The organism is Anoxybacillus sp. EFIL, from assembly GCF_013096955.1.
Taxonomy (GTDB): Bacteria; Bacillota; Bacilli; order Bacillales; family Anoxybacillaceae; genus Anoxybacillus; species Anoxybacillus ayderensis.
Window position 1 is genome coordinate 133303 of the sequence record NZ_SDLH01000006.1, and the last position, 24140, is coordinate 157442.

Consider the following 24140-nt stretch of genomic DNA (forward strand, 5'->3'; position numbering starts at 1 on the left):
GAATGTTGATAAAAAAACAAGCGATTTGAATATTTATTGAGGTGAAAACGTTGAAGACACATGTGTTTTTTGTGGATAAAAATGTGGATGATTTAAATACTTATCCACACATTTTGCAAGCTGCTTCGTATTTACAGCGAGGGGAACTTGTCGCCTTTCCGACAGAAACGGTATATGGTCTTGGGGCGAACGCGATGTCCACAACTGCTGTGGAAAACATTTTTGTTGCGAAAGGAAGACCGAGCGATAATCCACTGATTGTCCACATTGCGACAAAGGAGCAACTGCACGATATTGCCTGCGACATTCCTCCTGTCGCACACACATTGATGGAGCATTTTTGGCCTGGTCCACTAACGCTTATTCTTCCAAAAAAAGAAGCCGTTTCTCCACGTGTGACTGCAGGGTTGAACACGGTAGCCGTTCGCATGCCGAATCATCCGATTGCCCTTGCGCTCATTCAGGCAAGCGGTCTGCCTATTGCTGCGCCAAGTGCGAATCGTTCCGGAAGACCGAGTCCGACGACAGCCAAACATGTGCTTGATGATTTAGATGGGCGCATTGCGGCTATTGTCGATGGAGGGGCAACAGGAGTCGGGGTTGAATCGACGGTTATTGACTGCACGACAGCGATTCCGACGATTTTACGACCGGGTGGCGTAACAAAAGAGGACATTGAACAAGTGATCGGTGTTGTGGATATCGATCGTGCGCTTGTGGAAAAAGGGGCGGTGCCGAAATCTCCGGGAATGAAATATACACATTATGCTCCGAAAGCGCCGTTAATTGTCGTGAACGGTTCTTCGACATTTTTGCAACAACTTGTGAATGAAAAGCGCGCCAACGGCTTAAGAGTAGGAGTGTTGACGACGGAAGAACGTCGTCACACATATGAAGCTGACGTTGTCATTCCTTGTGGACGACGGAACGATTTGCGAACGGTTGCTCAACATTTATATGATGTGCTGCGAGCGTTTGATGAAACGAATGTCGATATCATTTATAGCGAGTCTTTCCCGAATGAAGGAATGGGTGTAGCCATTATGAACCGTTTATTAAAAGCAGCAGGTCATGAACAAGTTATGGAAAAATGACGTCTAAACGCCTTAGGATGTGCATATGTTAACGTGAAGGCACGTCCTAAGGGGGCATTCGTATGATTGGGGAAATGATCACATTAGCGATGATGGCATTTGCGTTAGGGATGGATGCATTTTCAGTCAGCCTCGGCATGGGGTTGCTTCGGCTTCGTTTGAAACAAATCGCCTATATTGGGTTAACGGTCGGTTTTTTTCATATCGTCATGCCTTTAGCAGGCATGATGATTGGGCAGCTATTATCTGTCCAACTCGGTCATATGGCGATGTATATCGGTGGGGGATTGTTGTTTATTCTTGGTGTGCAAATGGTCATCGCTTCGTTTCGTCATGAACAAGAACGTTGGCTGAGGCCTGTTGGCATCGGTTTATTTTTATTTGCATTTAGCGTCAGCCTCGACAGTTTTTCTGTCGGACTCAGTTTAGGGATTTACGGAGTACAGATCGTATTAGCGGTCATGTCGTTTGGGGTCACGAGCATGGTATTAACATGGATCGGTTTGCTTCTTGGGCGGCGCTTTCAACGTTGTTTAGGTACATATAGCGAGGCGCTAGGTGGCGCCATTTTGCTTTTGTTTGCATGCAAACTTTTATTTCCGCTATGAGCTGGGGCGTTTCCAGTTCTTTTTTCTTTTTGTATGAGTAAAATATTTTTTGCTCTATATTTTGTCCAACCGTTTGCTTTATAATAATAGTAAACATGTGGGAAATGATGCGAGGTGTGAATCAGTGAATCAAACGAACGTTTTGTTTGTATGCACAGGAAATACGTGCCGCAGTCCGATGGCAGAAGCGTTGCTAAAGCATAAACAGTTGCCGCATGTGCAAGTGAGATCAGCCGGCATTTTTGCGTTTGATGGAAGTGACGCTTCACAACATGCGAAAGCTGCGCTCGCTGAAAAAGGAATCGATATCGACCATCGTGCAACGTTATTATCGAAAGAACATATTGATTGGGCGACGTACGTGTTGACGATGACCGAAAGTCATAAACAACATGTGTTAGCGCGCTTCCCAGAGGCAGAAGGGAAAACGTTTACGTTACATGAATTTCTTGGGGACGATAAAGATGTCGTTGATCCATTTGGTGGCTCTATCGACGTGTATCGTCAAACGCGCGATGAGCTCGAACAAGCAATCGAAAAGCTACATGAAAAGCTATAAAGCAAGGGGGATGTATAATGGGGGGAAAATACACATTTAGCTTACAAAAAAAGCTAGCCATTTTTACAACTGTATTAGCAATTATTACGTATTCAACGAGCGCTTTTTACATTTATGTGCTTTACGACTACGTAAAACAATGGCTTCCGTTTAGTAAAAATACGTTTACAATTTTGACGTTGCTGCTCGGTATTTTTTGGTCAGGTGTCTTAGCGTATTTTGCAGCGCGCTTTATTACAAGACCGCTTTCTCAACTAGAACAAGCCGCGTTAAAAGCTGCGGAAGGTGAAATTGGACAAGATGTGCCTGTGCCAAAATCCGATGATGAAATTCGTTCGCTTGCGCTAGCGTTTAACGATATGTTGCGGAATTTGCGTGAAATGGTGCGCAACATTCAACAAAATTTTGCGCATACGAATGAAAAAGTAGTAGAGATGACAAACGTGTCTCGCGTCGCTGCGGAACAAGCGGAAAACATTGCGCGCACGATTGATGAAATTTCAAAAGGAGCGGACAATTCAGCGGTTGCGATGCAGACGACGGCAGAAGCGGTGGAAGATGTGTTAGCGATCGCAGGGAATGTACAACAAAAAGCGATGCAGTCTGAAAAGCTATCGACGGATATGGTCGAAACACTTGAACAAAGCCGTCGCGTCATCGGCTCACTTATTGTGGGCATTCAACAATTAGCGAAAAACAACGAAGCGTCATTACATGTTGTGCGGCGTTTAGAAGATCATGCGAAAGAAGTCGGACAAATTATTTCGCTCGTTGGAGATATTGCAGGGCAGACGAATTTACTAGCGCTCAATGCTTCGATTGAGGCGGCGCGTGCTGGTGAACATGGGAAAGGTTTTGCCGTCGTTGCGGAAGAAGTAAGAAAGTTGGCAGATGAAAGCGCCAAAGCGGTACAAGGTATTTCTGAACTCGTGCAAAACATTCAACATGAAGTAGGAAACGTCGTTAATCAAATTACAGAGCAAGTAAAAAAAGCGAATGACGAAGCGAAAAAAGGAAATGAAACAAATGAAGCGATTTCGCATATGAGCGCATCGATTCATGAAGTGGCAGAAGCGGTGAAACAAATTGCCCAACTTGTCGATGAACAAATGAAATACATTCAACAAACATCTGTTCAATCGCAAGAGGTTGCGGCGATTGCCGAACAAACGTCGGCCGGTGCTGAAGAAGTGACAGCGGCGACACAAGAACAAACAGCGGTCATTGAAAGCATGCGCGAGCTAGCGACAGAACTTGGAGAACAAGCAGAAAAATTAAAACAAACGATTGCCCGTTTTCGTTTATAAGCATAATAACGATTGCCCGTTTTCGTTTATAAGCATAATAAATGATGAAAAGACCGTCTCGACCCGTTAAAATGAAAAGAGACGGCTTTTTCTTTATAACGATAAGGAGGGGTTTAAACGTGAAAGTAGCGATTGCATCAGATCATGGTGGCATCCGAATTCGTGAGGAAATAAAACAACTAATGGATGAAATGGGGATCGAATATACAGACTTTGGTTGTGAGTGCGAGACATCGGTCGATTATCCAGATTATGCGTTGCCGGTTGCGCAAAAAGTGGCGAGCGGGGAATTTGACCGCGGGATTTTAATTTGCGGAACAGGAATTGGCATGAGCATCGCAGCAAACAAAGTGAAAGGAATTCGTTGTGCCCTCGTTCACGACGTATTTAGTGCAAAAGCGACGCGCGAGCATAACGACAGCAATATATTAGCGATGGGAGAGCGCGTCATCGGACCAGGATTGGCGCGAGAAATTGCAAAAGTATGGTTGACGACTCCGTTTGAAGGAGGCCGTCACGAAAAACGCATTCAAAAAATTTCTGCTTATGAAAACGAGCAATAAAGGTGGGAGTAGCGTGACGGACATGGAACGATGGCGCAATGAATGGCAAACGGCGCTAGCTGAGTTTCGTGCACAAGTGCCGCTAACGGACAAAGATGTGGTCGTCATTGGATGTAGCACAAGTGAAGTCATTGGGGAAAAAATTGGGACGGCAGGAACGATGGACGTGGCGGTCATGCTATTTCAAGAATTAAAACGGTGGCACGACGAAACAGGAGTACAGCTTGCGTTTCAATGTTGTGAACATTTAAACCGTGCATTAGTTGTGGAACGACAAACAGCTGTGACAAAGCAGCTTGACATCGTGACGGTCATTCCGGTTCGCAACGCTGGTGGAGCGATGGCGGCATATGCATATACGCAATTCCGTGATCCTGTCGTCGTTGAACATATTCGGGCAGATGCAGGCATCGACATCGGCGCTACATTAATCGGTATGCATTTAAAGCATGTCGCTGTCCCTGTGCGAACATCGATCAAACAAATTGGACATGCGACGCTCACATTTGCGAAAACACGACCGAAACTGATCGGGGGCGAGCGCGCCGTTTATTCACAAGAAAAGGCGAACAAATCATGTTCAATCGGTTAAATTTGTTCACTTTTTCATTTGAAAATGTGTTAAGATAAAAAAGAATATTCACACTTTAGGGGAGGATTGTCGATGAGTCGCTTGTCACAGCAAGATCCGCAAGTATTTCAAGCTATTCAAGATGAATTAAAACGACAACAAACGAAAATTGAATTAATTGCATCAGAAAACTTCGTTAGCGAAGCGGTCATGGAAGCGCAAGGATCGGTATTAACGAACAAATATGCAGAAGGATACCCGGGACGTCGCTATTACGGCGGTTGTGAACATGTTGACGTCGTTGAAGAGCTTGCGCGCGAGCGTGCAAAACAATTGTTCGGAGCCGAGCATGCAAATGTTCAGCCGCACTCAGGGGCGCAAGCGAACATGGCTGTATATTTTACCATTTTACAGCACGGTGATACGGTGCTTGGCATGAATTTATCACACGGAGGGCATTTAACGCACGGAAGCCCGGTTAACTTTAGCGGCATACAATACAATTTTATCGAGTATGGCGTCGATCCGGAAACGCACCGTATTAACTACGATGACGTTCGTGAAAAAGCATTAAAACATAAACCGAAATTAATCGTTGCTGGGGCAAGCGCATATCCTCGCACGATTGACTTTGCGAAGTTTCGTGAAATTGCCGATGAAGTAGGCGCTTATTTCATGGTCGATATGGCACATATCGCTGGGCTTGTCGCGGCAGGGTTGCATCCAAATCCTGTTCCGTATGCTCATTTTGTGACGACAACGACGCATAAAACGTTGCGCGGCCCACGCGGGGGAATGATTTTATGCCAAGAGCAATTTGCGAAACAAATTGATAAAGCGATTTTCCCAGGCATTCAAGGCGGTCCGCTTATGCATGTCATCGCTGCGAAAGCTGTCGCGCTCGGCGAGGCGTTGCAAGATGATTTCAAAACATATGCGCAAAACATTGTGAACAACGCGAAACGTTTAGCAGAAGCGTTAACGGCAGAAGGGTTTACGCTCGTCTCTGGCGGAACGGACAACCATTTATTGTTAATTGACTTACGTTCAATCGGATTAACAGGAAAAGTTGCTGAAAAAGTGCTTGATGAAATCGGCATCACCGTGAATAAAAATACGATTCCATACGATCCAGAAAGCCCGTTTGTCACAAGCGGTATTCGCATCGGTACAGCAGCCGTAACAAGCCGCGGCTTTGGTCTTGAGGAAATGGATGAAATTGCGCGCATCATTTCCATTGCGCTTAAACATAAAGACGATGAACAAAAATTAGACGAAGCGCGCCATCGCGTTGCAGCATTAACTGAAAAATTCCCATTGTACGTATAACGACAGGTGTCCCGACTGGGGCACCTTTTCTTCGGTTGAATCATCGTCTGTTTTTATGTAAAATTTACAAGAATGCATATAAAAAAGGAGCGATTGACATGAGTAAAGTGTACGTATTTGATCATCCGTTAATTCAACATAAGCTTACATACATTCGCGACAAACATACAGGAACAAAAGAGTTTCGGGAGCTTGTCGAAGAAGTAGCAACGCTCATGGCATTTGAAATTACACGCGATTTGCCGCTTCAAGAAGTTGAAATCGAAACGCCTGTCAGCAAGGCAAAAGCGAAAGTGATCGCGGGGAAAAAATTAGGCATCATCCCAATTTTACGTGCAGGAATCGGAATGGTTGACGGGATTTTGAAGCTTATTCCAGCCGCAAAAGTTGGACATATCGGCTTATATCGCGACCCAGAGACGTTAAAACCGGTCGAATATTACGTGAAACTTCCAACGGATGTTGAAGAGCGCGACTTCATTGTCGTCGATCCGATGCTTGCGACAGGTGGATCCGCTGTGGAAGCCATCCATGCGTTAAAAAAACGTGGCGCAAAAAATATTAAGTTTATGTGTTTAATCGCTGCACCAGAAGGAGTCGAAGCGGTGCAACAAGCGCATCCAGATGTCGATATTTATATCGCTGCGTTAGATGAAAAGTTAAACGATCACGGCTATATTGTGCCAGGTCTTGGCGATGCTGGAGACCGTCTATTCGGAACGAAGTAAGGTGGGCGTGATGAATAAACGAAAAGTGATGACCATTTTCGGAACGAGACCGGAAGCGATTAAAATGGCTCCGCTCGTTTTAGAGTTGCAAAAGTATGAAGACATTGAGTCGATTGTGACTGTGACAGCACAACATCGCCAAATGCTTGATCAAGTGCTCGATATTTTTGGAATTCAACCGGATTATGATTTAAACATTATGAAAGAGCGCCAAACGCTTGTCGATATTACGACAAGGGCGCTTGCTGGCTTGGACGATGTCATGAAAAAAGTACAGCCTGACATTGTGCTCGTTCATGGCGACACGACAACGACATTTGTCGCGAGTCTGGCGGCGTTTTACAACCAAATTGCAGTCGGACACGTGGAAGCAGGGCTTAGAACGTGGAATAAGTACTCGCCATTTCCGGAAGAAATGAATCGGCAATTGACGGGGGTATTAGCTGACTTGCATTTTGCCCCAACCGCGAAAGCCGCGGAAAATTTACGGGCAGAAAATAAGCCAGAGCACGCTATTTTTATCACAGGCAACACAGCAATTGATGCGTTAAAAACAACGGTGCGGAAGACGTATACGCATCCGATTTTAGAAAAAGTAGCGGGAAGTCGCATGATTTTATTGACGGCGCATCGTCGTGAAAACCTTGGCGAGCCGATGCGAAACATGTTCCGTGCAGTGAAAAGGCTCGTTGAAAATTACGATGACGTGCAAGTCGTTTATCCTGTTCATTTAAATCCTGTTGTGCGCGAGTTAGCGAACGACATATTAGGAAACGATGAACGCATTCATTTAATTGACCCGTTAGACGTCATCGACTTTCATAACTTTGCGGCAAGAGCGCACATCATTTTAACCGATTCAGGCGGTGTTCAAGAAGAAGCCCCTTCACTTGGCGTGCCTGTACTCGTCTTGCGCGACACAACTGAACGACCGGAGGGCATCGAAGCCGGAACGCTCAAGCTTGCGGGGACGGACGAACAAACGATTTACGCGCTAGCAAGCGAGCTATTAACAAACGAAAAGGCGTACGAACAAATGGCGAAAGCGTCAAATCCGTACGGTGACGGTTGGGCATCGAAGCGGATTGTCGAAGCGATTCGTTACTATTTTAAACAAAGCGATGTTCCACCAACGCCATTTCAATAAGAAAAAGGGATGTGACGACGCATCCCTTTTTCTTACCAAAAATTTTCCCTATTTTTGTGACCGAACGCATTGACATCGCGTTTTTACTATTGTATGCTTACAAAGGGATAAGGATAACCTTTTTAAAAATACAGTAAATTCTGAAAATGAAAAGTGAGGCTTTCGTATGCGACAACATGAGCGCCATCCGTTTCGAGCGATCGGTTTGATGACGGCCATCTCTTCTCAACTTGTCGGTTCCGTTTTAGTTGGGATTTTTGGAGGGCGTTTTGTCGACGAGCGTTTTGGTACCGAACCGCTTTTTTTAATTGTCGGTTTGCTTCTCGGATTAGCGGCTGGTGTTTATGCGATGATTCGCCTCATTCGCTCATTTTTTTCAGGAGAGGAAAAATGAACGAGTTACAGCAACATTGGCGCCGTCACAAATCATACATACTATACTTGTTGTCGATTTACGTGTTAGGCTGGGCTTTTACGCCTTATGAGCAAGCGTTTTCAAGCTTGTTTCTCGGGACGGTGATCAGCCTATATAACGGTTGGACGATGGTGCGGAAAGTGGAGCGGTTTGGACAAGCGGTTGCGTCTGGACAAAAAGCGCGCTCGCTTGGTATGATGTCGCGCATGGCTGCTGCGGCGCTTGCAGTATTTATTGCTTTTCGTTGGCCTGAACAGTTTTCTGTCGGGTGGATCGTATTGGGATTAATGACATCTTATATTGTCATTATAATAGATTTCTTTTTCCAAAAAACAAAAGGGGAAGAGAGGTGAGTACAGATGCATCACGAAGCTCCTTTATACACGCTGTTTGGCTTAACATTTAACTTAGCCAACGTATTAATGATTACGGTTACATCCGTCATCGTCTTTGTCATTGCCGTATTAGCCACGCGCAACTTAGCGATGAAGCCAACGGGAATGCAAAACTTTCTTGAATGGGTTATGGATTTTGTGAAAGGAATTATTAAAAGCAACATGGATTGGAAAACAGGTGGACGCTTTCATATGCTCGGCATGACGCTCATCATGTACATTTTTGTAGCGAACATGCTCGGTCTGCCGTTTTCAGTCGTCATCGACAATAAGCTATGGTGGAAATCACCGACAGCGGATCCAGTTGTGACGTTGACGTTGGCGACGATGGTTGTCGCGTTATCGCATTACTATGGCATTAAGCTTAACGGGTTTAAAGAATATGCAAAAGGATTCGTTAGCCCGATGCCAATTTTGTTCCCATTAAAAATTATTGAAGAATTTGCGAATACATTAACGCTCGGTCTCCGTCTATACGGGAACATTTTTGCGGGTGAAATTTTGTTGGCGCTCTTAGCGGGAAGTTTAGCGACAGGAGTCGGCGGAACGATTGCAGCGATCATTCCAACGATCGCATGGCAAGGATTTAGTATTTTCGTCGGCGCCATCCAAGCGTTTATTTTCACGATGTTAACAATGGTTTATATGGCGCACAAAGTGAGTCATGACCATTAATTTTCAATACACATTCATTTCAACATAAAAAATTGAAGGAGGACTTTTCAAATGGGTGTATTAGCAGCTGCAATTGCAATTGGTTTAGCGGCACTTGGTGCTGGTATTGGTAACGGTTTAATCGTATCTCGTACAGTAGAGGGAATTGCACGTCAACCAGAGGCGCGCGGTATGTTACAAACAACAATGTTTATCGGGGTAGCGTTAGTCGAAGCGATTCCGATCATCGCGGTCGTTATCGCGTTCATGGTTCAAGGTCGTTAAAACTGAGCGCTCGTTCGAAACGAGCGGTAACTGCATACGGAAACGAAACTCGTTCAACAATGGCGAAGATCATTCCATGAGAACCTTCGCCATTCCTTTATGTTCGTACGCACACGTTCCGACTAGTATTCGGGCGATTTTTGAAGGGAGTGAAACGCGCGGTGGTAAACATGTTTGTATTAGGCGCTGGTGGACATGGGTTCAACGGCGGCGATATCGCATTCCAATTAGTCATGTTCCTATTGCTTATGTTTTTGCTTCGCAAATATGCGTTCGGTCCATTAATGGGCGTCATGAAACAGCGCGAAGAGCATATTGCAAGCGAAATTGAGCAAGCAGAAAAGCATCATCAAGAAGCGAAAAAGCTTGCAGAAGAGCAACGTGAATTAATGAAAAAGTCACGCCAAGAGGCGCAAGCGCTGATCGAAGAAGCTCGCAAGCTTGGCGAAGAGCAAAAAGAGCAAATCATTCAAGCCGCTCGTCAAGAAGCAGAGCGCTTAAAAGAGGCAGCGAAAAAGGAAATCGCACAAGAAAAAGAACAAGCGATGGCAGCGTTGCGTCAACAAGTGGCTTCTTTATCTGTACTTATTGCATCAAAAGTCATTGAAAAAGAGTTGAGCGAACAAGATCAAGCGAAGCTGATCAGCGAGTACATTCAAGAGGTAGGAGAAAGCCGATGAACAAACAAGTCGTAGCGAAACGATATGCGTCGGCACTTTTTGAAATTGCGAAAGAACAGCAGCTTCTTGATCAGCTCGAACAAGAACTTCGCGTCGTCAAACAGGTGTTTGCACAAAATGAAGCGCTTCTTTCTGTGCTAAACCATCCAAAAATTGCGCTAACGAAAAAGAAAGCGCTCGTCCAAGAAGCGTTTGCGAACATTTCGACGGTATTGCAACATACGCTCATGTTGCTTTTAGATCGCCATCGCATCGACATCGTAAGTGATTTAGCAGATGCGTTTATTGCGCTAGCAAATGAAGCGCGCGGTGTAGCTGAGGCGATCGTTTATTCGGCTCGTCCGTTAACGGAAGACGAAACGAATGCGCTTGCAGACGTGTTTGCGAAAAAAGTTGGCGTCGACGCGCTTCGCATTACAAACGTCATTGATAAAGATGTGATCGGCGGCGTCAAAGTGCGCATCGGAAACCGCATTTTCGACGGAAGCGTCAGCGGAAAATTAGCAAGATTACAGCGACAGTTAACTCGCTAACATTTATAGATAGGGGTGAAATGCATGAGCATCAAAGCGGAAGAAATTAGCGCGCTGATAAAAAAGCAAATTGAAAACTATCAGTCTGAAATCGAAGTGAGCGATGTCGGTACAGTCATTCAAGTTGGTGACGGAATCGCTCGTGCTCATGGCCTCGACAACGTTATGTCAGGAGAGCTTGTTGAGTTTGCCAACGGCGTCATGGGATTGGCGCTAAACTTAGAAGAAAACAACGTCGGTATCGTTATTTTAGGACCGTACACAGGCATTAAAGAAGGCGATGAAGTACGTCGTACCGGTCGCATTATGGAAGTGCCAGTAGGTGAAGCGTTAATCGGTCGCGTGGTGAATCCATTAGGTCAACCAGTCGACGGACTTGGCCCAATTGAGACGACAGAAACTCGCCCGATTGAAAGCCCAGCGCCTGGCGTTATGGACCGTAAATCTGTCCATGAGCCACTTCAAACGGGAATTAAGGCGATTGACGCGCTTGTGCCAATCGGTCGCGGTCAACGTGAGTTAATTATCGGAGACCGTCAAACAGGAAAAACGTCCGTTGCAGTAGATACAATCATTAACCAAAAAGGGAAAAACATGATTTGTATTTATGTGGCGATCGGACAAAAAGAATCAACCGTTCGTAACGTCGTTGAAACGTTGCGTAAATACGGTGCACTAGATTACACAATCGTCGTTACAGCGTCTGCGTCACAGCCAGCTCCGCTTTTATTCTTAGCACCATATGCGGGCGTAACGATGGGCGAATACTTCATGTACAAAGGACAACACGTTCTTGTTGTATATGATGACTTATCAAAACAAGCGGCAGCTTACCGTGAGCTTTCGTTATTATTACGCCGTCCGCCAGGTCGTGAAGCGTATCCGGGTGACGTATTCTACTTGCATTCTCGCTTGCTTGAGCGCGCAGCAAAATTAAGCGATGCAAAAGGTGCAGGTTCATTAACAGCGTTGCCGTTCGTTGAAACACAAGCGGGCGACATTTCAGCATACATTCCAACGAACGTCATTTCCATTACAGACGGACAAATTTTCTTGCAGTCTGACTTGTTCTTCTCGGGCGTGCGTCCAGCGATTAACGCCGGTCTTTCTGTATCGCGCGTCGGTGGAGCAGCACAAATTAAAGCGATGAAAAAAGTATCTGGTACATTGCGTCTTGACTTAGCGGCATATCGTGAGTTAGAGGCGTTCGCGCAGTTCGGTTCTGACCTTGATAAAGCGACACAAGCGAAACTTGCTCGCGGTGCGCGCACAGTTGAAGTGTTAAAACAAGGTTTACATGAGCCGCTACCAGTTGAAAAACAAGTAGCAATTATTTACGCATTAACACGCGGCTTTTTAGATGACATTCCAGTAGAAGACATTCGCCGCTTTGAAAAAGAGTTCCATGCATGGTTAGACAAAGACGAAAACGGTCAAAAACTGATGGAACACATTCGCACAACAGGCGATCTTCCAAACGAAGAAGACTTCAACAAAGCGATTGAAGCGTTCAAAAAGACGTTTGTTGTATCGGAGTAAGAAAAGTGAGCGGAACAGCTGAGCTGTTCCGTCCCCTTTCAACAATTGAGCGAAAAAGGTGGTGAAACCTTTGGGAGCATCGTTACGCGATATAAAAGCGCGCATTAACACGACAAAAAAGACGAGCCAAATTACAAAAGCGATGGAAATGGTCTCGGCATCAAAATTAAACCGTGCGGAACATAATGCAAGATCGTTTACGCCGTATATGGAAAAAATTCAAGAAGTCGTAGCGAGCGTCGCGCTAGGAAGCAACGACGCTTCTCATCCGATGCTTGTGAAGCGCCCAGTAAAAAAGACGGGATATTTAGTCATTACATCTGACCGTGGCTTAGCTGGCGCCTACAACAGCAACGTACTTCGTACCGTTTTTCAAACGATTCAAGAACGTCACCGTTCGACAGAAGAATATGCGATTATTGCGATCGGTCGCGTCGGCTTAAATTTCTTTAAACGCCGCAATATTCCGGTAGCTTTACATATTACCGGTTTGCCAGATCAACCAGCGTTTGCGGACATTAAAGAAATTGCGAACAAAACGGTGAACATGTTTGCAGATGGTACGTTTGATGAGTTGTATATGTTTTACAATCATTTCGTCAGCGCCATCCAACAAGATGTGACGGAGAAAAAGTTATTGCCATTAACTGATTTAGCGTCGGAGAAAAAGTTAACAACTTATGAATTTGAACCGTCACAAGAAGAAATTTTAGAAGTGTTGTTGCCGCAATACGCTGAAAGCTTAATTTATGGCGCGTTGCTCGATGCGAAAGCGAGCGAGCATGCTGCGCGGATGACAGCGATGAAAAACGCAACAGACAACGCAAAAGAATTGATTCGGACACTTACGCTTTCTTACAACCGTGCCCGTCAAGCAGCAATTACGCAAGAAATTACAGAGATTGTGGCCGGAGCGAACGCCTTGCAATAGCTTAAGCAGTTAGTTAGGAGGGAAAACGATGGCAAAAGGACGCGTTATTCAAGTTATGGGTCCTGTTGTAGACGTAAAGTTCGAAGACGGACACTTACCTGCGATTTACAACGCCCTAAAAATTAAACATAAAGCGCGTAGCGAAAAAGAAGTCGATATCGACTTAACGTTAGAAGTAGCCCTTCACCTTGGGGATGACACAGTGCGCACAATTGCGATGTCAACGACTGACGGATTAGTGCGTGGAATGGAAGTCATCGATACGGGAGCACCGATTTCTGTTCCTGTCGGTGAAGTCACGCTCGGACGCGTATTTAACGTATTAGGAGAGCCGATTGACTTAGGAGAAGAAATTCCAGCAGACGCTCGTCGCGATGCAATTCACCGTCCAGCACCAAAATTCGAACAACTTTCAACACAAGTTGAAATTCTTGAAACAGGAATTAAAGTTGTAGACCTTCTTGCCCCTTATATTAAAGGTGGAAAAATCGGTTTGTTCGGTGGTGCAGGGGTAGGAAAAACGGTTTTAATCCAAGAGTTAATTAACAACATCGCGCAAGAGCACGGTGGTATTTCCGTATTCGCCGGCGTTGGTGAGCGTACGCGCGAAGGAAACGACTTGTACCATGAAATGAAAGACTCTGGCGTTATTAACAAAACAGCGATGGTATTCGGTCAGATGAACGAGCCACCTGGAGCACGTATGCGCGTTGCGCTAACAGGATTAACAATGGCGGAATATTTCCGTGATGAGCAAGGACAAGACGTATTGTTTTTCATCGACAACATTTTCCGTTTCACGCAAGCAGGTTCAGAAGTTTCTGCCCTATTAGGACGCATGCCTTCAGCGGTAGGTTACCAACCAACACTTGCGACAGAAATGGGTCAATTACAAGAGCGTATTACATCAACAGCTGTCGGTTCGGTTACGTCGATCCAAGCGATTTACGTTCCAGCGGACGACTACACTGACCCAGCGCCAGCGACAACGTTCGCGCACTTAGATGCGACAACAAACTTAGAGCGTAAATTATCAGAGATGGGTATTTACCCAGCGGTAGACCCGCTTGCATCGACATCTCGTGCGCTTTCACCAGAAATTGTTGGAGAAGAGCATTACCAAGTGGCGCGCAAAGTGCAACAAACGTTGCAACGCTATAAAGAATTACAAGACATTATCGCCATTCTTGGTATGGATGAGCTTTCAGAAGAAGATAAACTTGTCGTTCATCGCGCTCGTCGCATTCAGTTCTTCTTATCACAAAACTTCCACGTCGCTGAACAGTTTACAGGGCAACCAGGTTCATACGTACCTGTAAAAGAGACAGTTCGTGGCTTTAAAGAAATTTTGGAAGGAAAATATGACCATCTTCCAGAAGATGCGTTCCGCTTAGTTGGTCGCATTGAAGAAGTAATTGAAAAAGCGAGAAAAATGGGCGTAGAAGTTTAATAAGGGACCGAGGAGGATTTTTTCATGAAGACGATTAAAGTCAGTGTCGTAACTCCGGACGGCCCAGTGTATGAAGCGGATGTGGAAATGGTAAGCGCTAAAGCGCAAAGCGGCGAACTCGGCGTGTTGCCAGGGCACATTCCGATGGTCGCACCGCTAGAAATTGGCGCGGTTCGTTTGAAAAAAGGAAACGCGACTGAACTTGTGGCGGTGAGCGGTGGCTTTTTAGAAGTTCGCCCTGATCGTGTGACGATTTTAGCGCAAGCAGCAGAACGCGCAGAAAATATTGACGTTGCGCGCGCAAAAGCGGCGAAAGAGCGGGCTGAACGCCGCTTGCAAGCGAAGCAAGATGACATTGATCATAAACGGGCGGAATTAGCTTTACGCCGTGCGATTAACCGTTTAAATGTTGCGAATCGCAATTTTTAACCCTAGGAGCATCGTCTCTTAGGGTTTTTTTGTTTATTTTTGGAACAAGTTTTATCGACACATATGTGAAGAAGTGATATAATGTTATCGGTTACAGTCTTAATAGTGTGACGTTTTTGAAAAATGTGTATAAAGTCACAAAGGGGTGGGACATCGTTGAACGTTTATGTAAACAGTTATGTAGTCGTCTTTGTGTTTCTTTGTTTAGGCATTTTACTTCCAATCGTTGCGCTTACGGCGGGTCGTTTTCTACGTCCACATGCGCCAAATGCAGCGAAACAAACAACGTACGAAAGCGGATTAGATCCGTTCCACGATTCACGCGTGCAGTTTAACATACGGTATTACATTTTTGCGTTATTGTTCGTCATTTTTGACGTAGAGACTGTATTTTTATATCCGTGGGCGGTGGCGTTTGAAAAGCTCGGTGCATTTGCGCTCATTGAAATGCTCATTTTCGTCGTCATGTTGTTGATTGGACTTGTGTATGCTTGGAAGAAGAAGGTGTTAAAATGGATGTAAAATTGTTGAACGTATCAGATCAAGAAATGGAAGAAATGCGTCGCAACGTTTTTTTAACGACGTTAGAACAGCTTAAAGCATGGGCGCGCAGCAACTCGTTATGGCCGCTCACGTTCGGTCTTGCCTGTTGTGCGATTGAAATGATGGGGGTTGGCTCTTCGCATTACGATTTAGATCGTTTTGGTTCTTTTTTCCGTACATCCCCTCGTCAATCAGACGTCATGATCGTCTCTGGAACGGTGACGAAAAAAATGGCGCCAATTGTTCGTCGTTTATACGATCAAATGCCTGAACCGAAATGGGTGATTGCGATGGGATCTTGTGCGACAGCAGGCGGTCCGTATGTGAAATCGTATTGCGTCGTAAAAGGTGTCGATCAAATTGTACCGGTTGACGTATATATTCCAGGCTGTCCGCCAAATCCAGCTGCATTAATTTATGGCATTAACAAACTAAAAGAAAAAATTCGCTACGAAGCGAAAACAGGAAAGAAGGTGCTGTAAATGAGTGATGAAAAAGATTTACAGCAACTAAAAAAAGAGGCGGCGGAACGGGCGAAACAATTAGCGAAAGAGCGACTTGCGGCGAAGCAAGCAGCGGAACAAACTGAGCCTCCGCTCGAAAGTGAAGAAGACCTTGCGCTAGCGAAGAAAAAAGCGGCAGCAGCGGCAAAAGCGAAAGCTGCAGCGTTAGCGAAACAAAAAGCAGCGGAGTCGGGAGAATTAAGCGAAGAAGACCTTGCGCTAGCGAAGAAAAAAGCGGCAGCGGCAGCGAAAGCGAAAGCTGCGGCGTTAGCGAAACAAAAAGCAGCGGAGTCAGGAGAATTAAGCGAAGAAGAATTAGCGAAGAAAAAAGCAGCAGCAGCGGCAAAAGCGAAAGCCGCAGCGTTAGCGAAACAAAAAGCGGCGGAGTCGGGAGAATTAAGCGAAGAAGAATTAGCGAAGAAAAAAGCGGCAGCAGCAGCGAAAGCGAAAGCTGCGGCGTTAGCGAAACAAAAAGCAGCGGAGTCAGGAGAATTAAGCGAAGAAGAATTGGCAAAGAAAAAAGCGGCAGCAGCGGCGAAAGCGAAAGCTGCAGCGGCAGCAAAAGCAAAAAGTGCAGATGTCGCTGAAGAAAAAGAGGAAAAACCGTCACCAAATCAGCCATATCTCGACAAATACGTCAAAGTCATTGAAGAACATCTCGGAAAAGACGTATTAGAAAACGCTTACATTAATCGTTTGTCGAAAGATGTGCCGACGCTTGTTGTGAAGAAAGATACATATTTTAAAGTGGCTGAGTTTTTAAAATATAATGAGCAGCTAAGTTTTGATTATTTATCAGAATTGCACGGAACGGACTTTCAAACGCATATGGAAGTGTATGTGCACTTATATTCGTATAAAAATCGCCAATCAGTTGCGTTGAAAGTAAAAATTGATCGCGATCAACCGGTCATTGACTCGCTCGTTCCGCTTTGGCCAGGGGCAAATTGGCCGGAGTGTGAGGCGTATGATTTGCTTGGCATTCGTTTTGAAGGTCATCCACAACTCATTCGCATTTTCTTAGGGGAAAACTGGGTCGGCTATCCGCTTCGGAAAGATTACGAGCCGTACGATATGGAGGGTTAAGGCGTGCTGAGAACAGAGGAGATGCTTTTAAACGTCGGACCGCAACATCCGAGCACACACGGCGTGTTTCGTCTCGTGTTAAAAATCGATGGGGAAATCATTAAGGAAGCGACTCCTGTCATCGGTTATCTTCATCGCGGGACAGAAAAAATCGCAGAAAATTTGCAGTATACACAAATCATCCCATACACTGATCGCATGGACTATTTATCAGCGATGACGAACAACTACGTCATTTGTCACGCAGTAGAAACGATGATGGGCATTGAAGTGCCGGAGCGTGCCGAGTATTTACGCGTGCTTGCGATGGAGCTCGGTCGCATTGCGAGCCACCTCGTTTGGTGGGGGACGTATTTGCTTGATATTGGTGCAGTCAGTCCGTTTTTATATGCGTTTCGTGAGCGGGAAATGATTATTAATCTATTAAATGAACTATCAGGTGCGCGCTTAACGTTTAACTACATGCGTGTGGGTGGCGTGAAATGGGATGCGCCAGACGGATGGATCGACAAAGTGAAACAGTTCGTTCCATATATGCGCAAACAGCTAGAAGGTTATCATGAACTTGTCACGGGAAATGAAATTTTCCGCAACCGCGTCATCGGAGTTGGCAAGTACACGAAAGAAGAGGCGTTAGCATATTCGCTAAGCGGCGTCAATTTGCGTTGTACCGGTGTGAAATGGGATTTACGAAAAGACGAACCATATTCCATTTATGATCGATTTGATTTCGATGTTCCTGTACGTACAGAAGGGGATTGTTTTGCGCGCTATGAATGCCGCCTTGCTGAAATTGAGCAATCGCTTCGCATTATCGAGCAGGCGTGTGAGCAGTTCCCAGATGACGGTGAGATTATGGCGAAAGTGCCGAAAATTATTAAAGCGCCACCGGGGGAAGCGTATGTGCGCATCGAGTCGCCGCGTGGGGAAATCGGTTGTTATATTGCGAGCGACGGGAAAAAAGAGCCGTACCGCTTAAAATTCCGTCGACCGTCATTTTACAATTTACAAATCCTTCCGAAACTATTAAAAGGGGAAAATATCGCGAATTTAATTGCGATACTTGGCGCGATTGATATCGTGCTTGGGGAGGTCGATGGATGATGATGGAACAACTTTTGCAGTCGACGCCAAGCTGGACGAATGTTGCCATTTTCTTTGCGATTGGCGTTGGGCTATTGCTCGTTGTATTAGGATTTGTCACCTACGGCATTTTAGCGGAACGAAAAGTGATGGGATTTATGCAAGGCCGCATCGGTCCGAACCAAGTTGGAGGACGTTGGGGGTTGCTGCAAACGGTGGCTGACGTGTTAAAGCTACTATTAAAAGAAGATACGATTCCAAAAGCCGCCGATCGCCCGTTGTTTATTTTAGCACCGGTCATCGCGTTTGCCCCTGCGTTTATGGTGCTTGCCGCACTGCCGTTTACCGATGCGTTGCAATTTGCTGATATTGGCGTCGGGCTATTGTATTACATCGCTGTGTCCGGATTAACGACAATCGGAGTGGTGACAGGCGCATGGGCGTCGAACAACAAATATGCCCTGCTTGGAGGCATGCGCGCAGCTGCGCAAATGATTTCATACGAAGTGCCGCTTGTCATGTCTGTCATTGGCGTTATTTTGTTGTCGGGAAGCTTAAACTTAAACGACATTGTCGAAGCGCAAAAAGATGTATGGTTTATCGTTGTCCAACCGATCGGCTTTCTCGTTTTTCTTGTCGCCGCTGTGGCGGAGTTAAACCGGACGCCGTTTGACTTGCCGGAAGCAGAATCGGAACTTGTTGCAGGATTCCATGTTGAATATTCTGGATTCCGATGGGCGTTTTTTATGCTCGCAGAGTACGTGTACTTTTTTGCGATGGCAGCATTAACGACGGTGCTCTTTTTAGGAGGATGGCATCCGCTTCCGTTTCTCGACTTTATTCCAGGGGCCGTTTGGTTTGCGTTAAAGTTTAGTCTTGTCGTCTTCTTATTTATTTGGTTTCGCATTACGTTTCCGCGTGTGCGTGCCGATCAATTGATGGAGTTTGGTTGGAAAGTGTTATTGCCTGTGGCGCTCGTCAATATTTTTGTCACAGCTCTTGTGAAACAACTATTTTTTTAAATAAAAAGGTGGGTGGGCAGAAATGCTCGGTTTAATGAAAGGATTAGCGTATACGCTGAAAAACTTAACAAAAGAAAAAGTGACGTACGATTATCCGAATGAACCGCTTCCGCTTCCGGATCGCTTTCGCGGCATTCAAAAGTTTTATCCGGAAAAATGTATCGTTTGCAATCAGTGCGCAAACATTTGCCCGACCGACTGTATTCAGCTGACGGGCAAAAAACATCCGGATCCGACGAAAAAAGGAAAAATTATTGATACGTATGACATTAACTTTGAAATTTGCATTTTATGCGATTTATGTACGGAAGTATGTCCGACCGAGGCGATTGTGATGACGAACAACTTTGAATTAGCGGAATATAGCCGCGATGAATTATTTAAAGATTTAACGTGGCTTGATGAAAACGATACGAACGTGCGGAAGGTGAATAAGCCATGAGCGGACAATATCTCGCATTTTTCGTTCTTGCGCTCATTGCGCTTGGCGGCGGCGTGTTTATGTTAAATTTAAACAAAGTTGTTCATATGGTCGTCGCCCTCGTTTTCACGTTCGTCAGCATCGCCGGCATTTACGTTCTTTTATCGGCTGAATTTGTAGCGGCCGTCCAAGTACTTATTTACTCTGGTGCGATTACAATTATTATGTTGTTCGGCATTATGCTTACGCGCCATCAAGATGACGGCCAATCGACAGGCAGCCCGCTTCGAAAAGCATTAGCATTGCTCGGTACGGTTGCTTTTGGGGCGGTCATGTACATCGGCATTCGCACGCTTGACTTTGGCAGCGAAGCGGTTGGGCTTCATGATAAAAATACGGAACAAATCGGAATCGCCCTCTATTCGAAGTACGTCATTCCGTTTGAACTTGCATCCGTTTTATTGCTCGTTGCACTCATTGGCGCTGTCATTTTAGCGAAAAAAGATGATAAGGAGGCGGGAGAATGAATGTGCCGTTATCCGCCTATCTCGTATTTGCGCTTTTATTGTTTTGCATCGGATTGTACGGAGCGTTAACGAAACGCAATACAGTCATTGTGCTTATTTGTATCGAACTCATGTTAAATGCCGTAAACGTCAACTTAGTTGCATTTAGCAAATACGGGGTAAATCCAGGCATTACAGGTCAAGTATTTTCGCTCTTTACCATTACTGTTGCCGCAGCGGAAGCAGCAGTCGGTTTAGCTATTTTAATTGCGTTATACCGCAATCGCAAAACGATTCATATTGATGAAGTCGATTCGATGAAACGATAAAGGATGGGAAACAAAGGGGTTACATATAAATGCACCTGAAAAAGGGGATGATTGAACGATGATGGAAAACGCATGGCTCATACCGCTTTTTCCGTTCGTCTCGTTTATTGTGCTGCTTGTTGTTGGCAAGCAGTTAAAAGAACGAAGCGCGTATGTCGGAATGTTGTTGACGCTTCTTTCGCTCGTCTTCGCCCTCGGGACGTTGTACGAGCGCTGGACGGAGCCAACATATAAACAAGCATACACATGGTTGACAATTGGGGATGTACATTTGACTGTCGGCTTTGAAGTAAACGCATTAAATGCCCTCATGCTCGTCGTTGTATCGCTTGTTAGTTTTCTCGTACATACGTATGCGAAAGGATATATGCACGGTGATGAGCGCTTCCCGGTATTTTACGCCTACTTAGGTTTGTTTACATTTGCGATGCTCGGGCTCGTCGTATCACCAAATTTACTGCAAACGTATATTTTTTGGGAACTTGTCGGTCTCGGTTCGTTTTTACTCATTGGATTTTATTTTTACAAAGAAGAAGCGAAAGCTGCGGCGAAAAAAGCGTTTATTATGACGCGCATCGGGGACGTTGGCTTATTGATCGGCATGATTTTATTGTTCCTTGAAGTAAAAAGTTTCGAATACGAGACTATTTTTGCTGCGTTACAACAAGGGGATGTTTCAACGACAATCATGACGTTAAGCGCCATTCTCATTTTTATCGGTGCGATCGGAAAATCAGGTCAATTTCCGCTTCATACGTGGCTTCCAGATGCGATGGAAGGTCCGACGCCTGTATCGGCATTAATTCATGCGGCAACGATGGTCGCTGCTGGGGTATATTTAGTTGCGACGCTGTTTCCGCTTTATGAAGCAAGTGAAGTGGCGATGACGACCGTTGCTTACGTCGGAGGGTTTACCGCCATTTTTGCAGCGTCAATCGGCTTAGTGCAAACGGACATTAAACGCGTGCTTGCCTATTCGACTGTTAGCCAGCTCGGTTACATGATGTTAGCGCTCGGCTCTGCTGGGTACGTGGCAGGCGTCTTTCACTTAATGACACACGCCTTTTTTAAAGCGCTTCTTTTCTTAGCGGCAGGTAGTGTCATTCATGCGGTGCATACGCAAAACATTGAGCAAATGGGCGGGTTATGGAAAAAAATGAAATGGACCGCTCCGCTCTTTCTTATCGGAACGTTAGCCATTAGCGGATTTCCGTTTTTCTCAGGCTTTTTCAGCAAAGATGAAATTTTAATTGCAGCGTGGACGCACGGGCATGTCGGTTTATTTGTTGTCGCTGTTATCGCTGCCTTTTTCACAGCGTTTTATATGTTCCGCTTATTTTTCCTCGTGTTTGCGGGAGAAGCGCGGACAGCAAATGACGATGTGCACGAATCACCGATGGTCATGGTATTTCCGATGATCGTCCTCGGTGCGTTGGCCGTCGTTTCTGGTTACGTTCAAACACCGTGGGGAGCGTTTTTAGGCGAGTGGTTGACAGAAGGAACGAACTGGCATGCACATATGGAAGGTCCGAGTTGGATTATGATTGTAGCGACCGTTGTGTCGCTATGCGGAATTGCTCTCGCGTGGCTCATATATGGCAAACGAGCCATTGCTCGCGACTGGCTATCGTCACGTTTTCCAATGACGTACAATGTGCTCATGAACAAATATTACATTGATGAGTTTTACGGATTGACAGTCATCCGTGCGACGTCATTTGTTAGCTTATTGTTTGAGTATATTGACCGTTTCCTCATCGAAGGAGTGGCTCAGCTATTTGCAGCAACCGCGCGCGGCATCGGACGAATCGGTTCACGTTTACAAAACGGTCAAGTACAAATGTACGGTACGGTGACGATTGTTGCTTTAGCGATTCTCGTCGTCATTTTTGCGGTGACAGGGGGGTATTTATAATGCAGCCATACTTTTTATCGCTCTTAATTTTCTCCCCGCTTTTAGGCATACTCGTTCTTTCGCTCCTTTCGAAAGAACAAGAAAAAGCGATGAAATGGCTTGGCGTTTTAGCGACGTTGCCATCGTTATGTTTATCGTTATTTGCGTTTTGGCAATATCAAAACGGCTACGATATAAGCAAATTAGCGGAAAAACGGTCATGGATTCAATTTGGCGAGTTTCCGTTTTTAAAGGAGACAGATTTTACTGTCGCATATGAACTTCATGTGGACGGTTTTGCGCTCGTTATGATCGTTTTAACGACCGTCCTCGCGACGCTTGCTGCGATCGCTTCCATGTCCATTCAAAAAGAATGGAAAGGATATTTTCAACTGTTTTTATTGCTTGAAATCGGTATGCTCGGCGTGTTTGCCGCAAGCAACCTTGTGCTCTTTTTCATCTTTTTCGAGCTAACGCTCATTCCGATGTTTTTCTTAATCGGAAAATGGGGATATTTCGAAAAAGAAAAAGCGGCATACAGCTATTTAATTTATAACGGGCTCGGTTCAGCCGTTTTATTGATCGTCATTGCCGTCTTGTTTGCGCGCACGGGTACATCGAATATCGATGAGCTGCGCCACATATTAACGGATCCGATGGCACAAACGATTTCGCCAATTTCCGACGAGCTTCGCTACGGATTGTTTCTTGCGTTGCTCATTGCATTTGGGGTTAAGCTACCGATCGTGCCGCTTCATCGCTGGATGTTGCACGTGCACGTACAAGCGCCACCATCTGTCGTTATGCTACATGCAGGGGTTTTGTTAAAAATTGGTTCTTTCGGTCTTGTCCGTTTTGCGTTCGGATTATTTCCCGGGCAATTTCAACAATTTTCGACATGGCTCATCGTTTTAGGCGTTGTTAACTTGTTGTACGGTGCGTTTTTAGCACTAAGACAAACCGATTTTAAAATGGTGCTTGCTTATTCGAGCGTATCGCACATGGGCATTGTATTAATCGGTCTCGGTTCGCTCACTGAGGCAGGAATACAAGGAGCAATTTTCCAAGCGGTGTCACACGGATTTATCGCTGCGTTTTTATTCTTCCTCGTCGGTGTCATGTACGAAAGAACGCGCACGACGACGCTTGCTCGTTTAGGTGGGTTAGCGAAGACAATGCCGTACGTATCAGGATTTATTCTTGCTGGGGCGATGGCTTCTCTCGGTTTGCCAGGGACGTCTGGATTTATTAGCGAGTTTATGGCGTTCGTTGGGGCATTTCAAGCGGAACCTTTGCTCGCTGCGATCGGTACGCTCGGCATTATTATGACAGCTGTGTATTTATTGCGCGCTGTCCTCGGCATGACATTCGGGCAAACGACGGTGACAAACGTTCCCGATTTACGTGGGATGGAATGGGTTCCAGCGATTAGTTTACTGTTGCTTATTATCATCATCGGGGTATATCCGAACGTGTTGGCGATGCCGCTACAAACGACGATTGAAACGATGATGAATGGGTTAGGGGGTTGATGAG

General features: G+C 45.5%; 29 protein-coding genes. All 29 read left to right on the forward strand.

Annotated elements, in window-relative coordinates; genetic code table 11:
* Nucleotides 1-50 precede the first annotated feature (50 nt).
* The 29 genes from ES017_RS10680 to ES017_RS10820 all read left to right on the forward strand — a co-directional run bounded on the left by ES017_RS10680 (nucleotide 51) and on the right by ES017_RS10820 (nucleotide 24136).
* Nucleotides 51-1094, forward strand: coding sequence for an L-threonylcarbamoyladenylate synthase (locus ES017_RS10680; protein ID WP_021095048.1), 1044 nt, complete (start codon nucleotides 51-53; stop codon nucleotides 1092-1094).
* 62 nt (nucleotides 1095-1156) lie between these two features.
* Nucleotides 1157-1702: a manganese efflux pump MntP gene (locus tag ES017_RS10685; RefSeq protein WP_171335059.1), complete on the forward strand. Its 546-nt coding sequence runs from the start codon at nucleotides 1157-1159 to the stop codon at nucleotides 1700-1702.
* Nucleotides 1703-1826: 124 nt separating this feature from the next.
* Nucleotides 1827-2261, forward strand: a complete 435-nt coding sequence (locus tag ES017_RS10690) for a low molecular weight protein arginine phosphatase (RefSeq protein ID WP_042895161.1) — start codon at nucleotides 1827-1829, stop codon at nucleotides 2259-2261.
* A 17-nt stretch (nucleotides 2262-2278) separates the two neighbouring features.
* A complete protein-coding gene (locus ES017_RS10695) occupies nucleotides 2279-3568 on the forward strand; it encodes a methyl-accepting chemotaxis protein (RefSeq protein ID WP_171335060.1) in 1290 nt (429 codons plus the stop codon).
* 119 nt (nucleotides 3569-3687) lie between these two features.
* On the forward strand, nucleotides 3688-4131 hold the full coding sequence (rpiB, locus tag ES017_RS10700) for a ribose 5-phosphate isomerase B (RefSeq protein ID WP_009360969.1): 444 nt from the start codon (nucleotides 3688-3690) through the stop codon (nucleotides 4129-4131).
* A gap of 22 nt (nucleotides 4132-4153) precedes the next feature.
* A complete protein-coding gene (locus ES017_RS10705; RefSeq protein ID WP_253263393.1) occupies nucleotides 4154-4723 on the forward strand; it encodes a TIGR01440 family protein in 570 nt (189 codons plus the stop codon).
* A 72-nt stretch (nucleotides 4724-4795) separates the two neighbouring features.
* Nucleotides 4796-6031, forward strand: coding sequence for a serine hydroxymethyltransferase (gene glyA / locus ES017_RS10710; RefSeq protein ID WP_171335061.1), 1236 nt, complete (start codon nucleotides 4796-4798; stop codon nucleotides 6029-6031).
* Nucleotides 6032-6129: 98 nt separating this feature from the next.
* The gene (upp, locus tag ES017_RS10715) at nucleotides 6130-6759 is read left to right on the forward strand and encodes a uracil phosphoribosyltransferase (protein WP_009360966.1); all 630 of its coding nucleotides are present in this window, start codon (nucleotides 6130-6132) and stop codon (nucleotides 6757-6759) included.
* 10 nt (nucleotides 6760-6769) lie between these two features.
* Nucleotides 6770-7906, forward strand: a complete 1137-nt coding sequence (wecB, locus tag ES017_RS10720; protein ID WP_171335062.1) for a non-hydrolyzing UDP-N-acetylglucosamine 2-epimerase — start codon at nucleotides 6770-6772, stop codon at nucleotides 7904-7906.
* A gap of 166 nt (nucleotides 7907-8072) precedes the next feature.
* Nucleotides 8073-8300, forward strand: a complete 228-nt coding sequence (locus tag ES017_RS10725; protein ID WP_035049382.1) for an AtpZ/AtpI family protein — start codon at nucleotides 8073-8075, stop codon at nucleotides 8298-8300.
* Nucleotides 8297-8674, forward strand: a complete 378-nt coding sequence (locus ES017_RS10730; protein WP_171335063.1) for an ATP synthase subunit I — start codon at nucleotides 8297-8299, stop codon at nucleotides 8672-8674. Before ES017_RS10725 ends, ES017_RS10730 begins: the two co-directional genes overlap by 4 nt.
* A 6-nt stretch (nucleotides 8675-8680) precedes the next feature.
* A complete protein-coding gene (atpB, locus tag ES017_RS10735) occupies nucleotides 8681-9391 on the forward strand; it encodes a F0F1 ATP synthase subunit A (RefSeq protein WP_006319877.1) in 711 nt (236 codons plus the stop codon).
* A gap of 51 nt (nucleotides 9392-9442) precedes the next feature.
* On the forward strand, nucleotides 9443-9655 hold the full coding sequence (gene atpE / locus ES017_RS10740; RefSeq protein WP_003253662.1) for a F0F1 ATP synthase subunit C: 213 nt from the start codon (nucleotides 9443-9445) through the stop codon (nucleotides 9653-9655).
* Nucleotides 9656-9825: 170 nt separating this feature from the next.
* A complete protein-coding gene (gene atpF, locus ES017_RS10745) occupies nucleotides 9826-10335 on the forward strand; it encodes a F0F1 ATP synthase subunit B (protein ID WP_085789048.1) in 510 nt (169 codons plus the stop codon).
* Nucleotides 10332-10868: a F0F1 ATP synthase subunit delta gene (locus ES017_RS10750; protein ID WP_171335064.1), complete on the forward strand. Its 537-nt coding sequence runs from the start codon at nucleotides 10332-10334 to the stop codon at nucleotides 10866-10868. Before atpF ends, ES017_RS10750 begins: the two co-directional genes overlap by 4 nt.
* A gap of 24 nt (nucleotides 10869-10892) precedes the next feature.
* Nucleotides 10893-12407, forward strand: coding sequence for a F0F1 ATP synthase subunit alpha (gene atpA, locus ES017_RS10755; protein WP_009360961.1), 1515 nt, complete (start codon nucleotides 10893-10895; stop codon nucleotides 12405-12407).
* A 70-nt stretch (nucleotides 12408-12477) separates the two neighbouring features.
* The gene (locus ES017_RS10760; RefSeq protein ID WP_021095062.1) at nucleotides 12478-13338 is read left to right on the forward strand and encodes a F0F1 ATP synthase subunit gamma; all 861 of its coding nucleotides are present in this window, start codon (nucleotides 12478-12480) and stop codon (nucleotides 13336-13338) included.
* Between the two features lie 28 nt (nucleotides 13339-13366).
* Entirely contained in the window at nucleotides 13367-14788 is a 1422-nt protein-coding gene (gene atpD, locus ES017_RS10765) for a F0F1 ATP synthase subunit beta (protein ID WP_021095063.1), read from the forward strand.
* 24 nt (nucleotides 14789-14812) lie between these two features.
* Nucleotides 14813-15217, forward strand: coding sequence for a F0F1 ATP synthase subunit epsilon (locus ES017_RS10770; RefSeq protein ID WP_009360958.1), 405 nt, complete (start codon nucleotides 14813-14815; stop codon nucleotides 15215-15217).
* Nucleotides 15218-15340: 123 nt separating this feature from the next.
* Nucleotides 15341-15739 (forward strand): NADH-quinone oxidoreductase subunit A, encoded by a 399-nt coding sequence (locus tag ES017_RS10775; protein ID WP_019418627.1) that lies wholly within the window; start codon nucleotides 15341-15343, stop codon nucleotides 15737-15739.
* Nucleotides 15730-16242 carry a NuoB/complex I 20 kDa subunit family protein gene (locus ES017_RS10780; protein WP_006319894.1) on the forward strand — a complete coding sequence of 171 codons (513 nt, stop codon included), beginning with the start codon at nucleotides 15730-15732 and terminating at the stop codon, nucleotides 16240-16242. The genes ES017_RS10775 and ES017_RS10780 overlap by 10 nt, the downstream gene beginning before the upstream one ends.
* Complete coding sequence (locus ES017_RS10785; RefSeq protein WP_021095064.1) at nucleotides 16243-17349, forward strand: NADH-quinone oxidoreductase subunit C; 1107 nt, start codon at nucleotides 16243-16245, stop codon at nucleotides 17347-17349. It abuts the gene before it with no gap.
* A gap of 3 nt (nucleotides 17350-17352) precedes the next feature.
* Nucleotides 17353-18453: an NADH-quinone oxidoreductase subunit D gene (locus ES017_RS10790; protein ID WP_009361914.1), complete on the forward strand. Its 1101-nt coding sequence runs from the start codon at nucleotides 17353-17355 to the stop codon at nucleotides 18451-18453.
* Nucleotides 18453-19454 carry an NADH-quinone oxidoreductase subunit NuoH gene (gene nuoH / locus ES017_RS10795; RefSeq protein ID WP_035063260.1) on the forward strand — a complete coding sequence of 334 codons (1002 nt, stop codon included), beginning with the start codon at nucleotides 18453-18455 and terminating at the stop codon, nucleotides 19452-19454. Before ES017_RS10790 ends, nuoH begins: the two co-directional genes overlap by 1 nt.
* Before the next feature lie 22 nt (nucleotides 19455-19476).
* Complete coding sequence (gene nuoI / locus ES017_RS10800) at nucleotides 19477-19896, forward strand: NADH-quinone oxidoreductase subunit NuoI (protein WP_003396988.1); 420 nt, start codon at nucleotides 19477-19479, stop codon at nucleotides 19894-19896.
* Nucleotides 19893-20402, forward strand: a complete 510-nt coding sequence (locus ES017_RS10805) for an NADH-quinone oxidoreductase subunit J (RefSeq protein WP_021095065.1) — start codon at nucleotides 19893-19895, stop codon at nucleotides 20400-20402. The genes nuoI and ES017_RS10805 overlap by 4 nt, the downstream gene beginning before the upstream one ends.
* Nucleotides 20399-20710, forward strand: a complete 312-nt coding sequence (nuoK, locus tag ES017_RS10810; RefSeq protein WP_009361911.1) for an NADH-quinone oxidoreductase subunit NuoK — start codon at nucleotides 20399-20401, stop codon at nucleotides 20708-20710. Before ES017_RS10805 ends, nuoK begins: the two co-directional genes overlap by 4 nt.
* Nucleotides 20711-20768: 58 nt before the next feature.
* Complete coding sequence (gene nuoL / locus ES017_RS10815; RefSeq protein ID WP_021095066.1) at nucleotides 20769-22625, forward strand: NADH-quinone oxidoreductase subunit L; 1857 nt, start codon at nucleotides 20769-20771, stop codon at nucleotides 22623-22625.
* The gene (locus ES017_RS10820; RefSeq protein WP_042535969.1) at nucleotides 22625-24136 is read left to right on the forward strand and encodes an NADH-quinone oxidoreductase subunit M; all 1512 of its coding nucleotides are present in this window, start codon (nucleotides 22625-22627) and stop codon (nucleotides 24134-24136) included. Before nuoL ends, ES017_RS10820 begins: the two co-directional genes overlap by 1 nt.
* Nucleotides 24137-24140: the final 4 nt, after the last annotated feature.

Bases quoted from the DNA above. Each gene is read 5' to 3' on its own strand.
- nuoK (WP_009361911.1), top strand. From the start codon at position 20,399: ATGAATGTGCCGTTATCCGCCTATCTCGTATTTGCGCTTTTATTGTTT.
- ES017_RS10695 (WP_171335060.1), top strand. From the start codon at position 2,279: ATGGGGGGAAAATACACATTTAGCTTACAAAAAAAGCTAGCCATTTTT.
- ES017_RS10805 (WP_021095065.1), top strand. From the start codon at position 19,893: ATGAGCGGACAATATCTCGCATTTTTCGTTCTTGCGCTCATTGCGCTT.
- ES017_RS10750 (WP_171335064.1), top strand. From the start codon at position 10,332: ATGAACAAACAAGTCGTAGCGAAACGATATGCGTCGGCACTTTTTGAA.
- ES017_RS10785 (WP_021095064.1), top strand. From the start codon at position 16,243: ATGAGTGATGAAAAAGATTTACAGCAACTAAAAAAAGAGGCGGCGGAA.
- wecB (WP_171335062.1), top strand. From the start codon at position 6,770: ATGAATAAACGAAAAGTGATGACCATTTTCGGAACGAGACCGGAAGCG.
- ES017_RS10820 (WP_042535969.1), top strand. From the start codon at position 22,625: ATGCAGCCATACTTTTTATCGCTCTTAATTTTCTCCCCGCTTTTAGGC.
- atpD (WP_021095063.1), top strand. From the start codon at position 13,367: ATGGCAAAAGGACGCGTTATTCAAGTTATGGGTCCTGTTGTAGACGTA.
- ES017_RS10780 (WP_006319894.1), top strand. From the start codon at position 15,730: ATGGATGTAAAATTGTTGAACGTATCAGATCAAGAAATGGAAGAAATG.
- ES017_RS10685 (WP_171335059.1), top strand. From the start codon at position 1,157: ATGATTGGGGAAATGATCACATTAGCGATGATGGCATTTGCGTTAGGG.
- nuoI (WP_003396988.1), top strand. From the start codon at position 19,477: ATGCTCGGTTTAATGAAAGGATTAGCGTATACGCTGAAAAACTTAACA.
- atpA (WP_009360961.1), top strand. From the start codon at position 10,893: ATGAGCATCAAAGCGGAAGAAATTAGCGCGCTGATAAAAAAGCAAATT.
- nuoL (WP_021095066.1), top strand. From the start codon at position 20,769: ATGATGGAAAACGCATGGCTCATACCGCTTTTTCCGTTCGTCTCGTTT.
- atpE (WP_003253662.1), top strand. From the start codon at position 9,443: ATGGGTGTATTAGCAGCTGCAATTGCAATTGGTTTAGCGGCACTTGGT.
- atpF (WP_085789048.1), top strand. From the start codon at position 9,826: ATGTTTGTATTAGGCGCTGGTGGACATGGGTTCAACGGCGGCGATATC.
- upp (WP_009360966.1), top strand. From the start codon at position 6,130: ATGAGTAAAGTGTACGTATTTGATCATCCGTTAATTCAACATAAGCTT.
- glyA (WP_171335061.1), top strand. From the start codon at position 4,796: ATGAGTCGCTTGTCACAGCAAGATCCGCAAGTATTTCAAGCTATTCAA.
- atpB (WP_006319877.1), top strand. From the start codon at position 8,681: ATGCATCACGAAGCTCCTTTATACACGCTGTTTGGCTTAACATTTAAC.
- ES017_RS10705 (WP_253263393.1), top strand. From the start codon at position 4,154: ATGGAACGATGGCGCAATGAATGGCAAACGGCGCTAGCTGAGTTTCGT.
- ES017_RS10775 (WP_019418627.1), top strand. From the start codon at position 15,341: ATGTGTATAAAGTCACAAAGGGGTGGGACATCGTTGAACGTTTATGTA.
- nuoH (WP_035063260.1), top strand. From the start codon at position 18,453: ATGATGGAACAACTTTTGCAGTCGACGCCAAGCTGGACGAATGTTGCC.
- ES017_RS10770 (WP_009360958.1), top strand. From the start codon at position 14,813: ATGAAGACGATTAAAGTCAGTGTCGTAACTCCGGACGGCCCAGTGTAT.
- ES017_RS10730 (WP_171335063.1), top strand. From the start codon at position 8,297: ATGAACGAGTTACAGCAACATTGGCGCCGTCACAAATCATACATACTA.
- ES017_RS10725 (WP_035049382.1), top strand. From the start codon at position 8,073: ATGCGACAACATGAGCGCCATCCGTTTCGAGCGATCGGTTTGATGACG.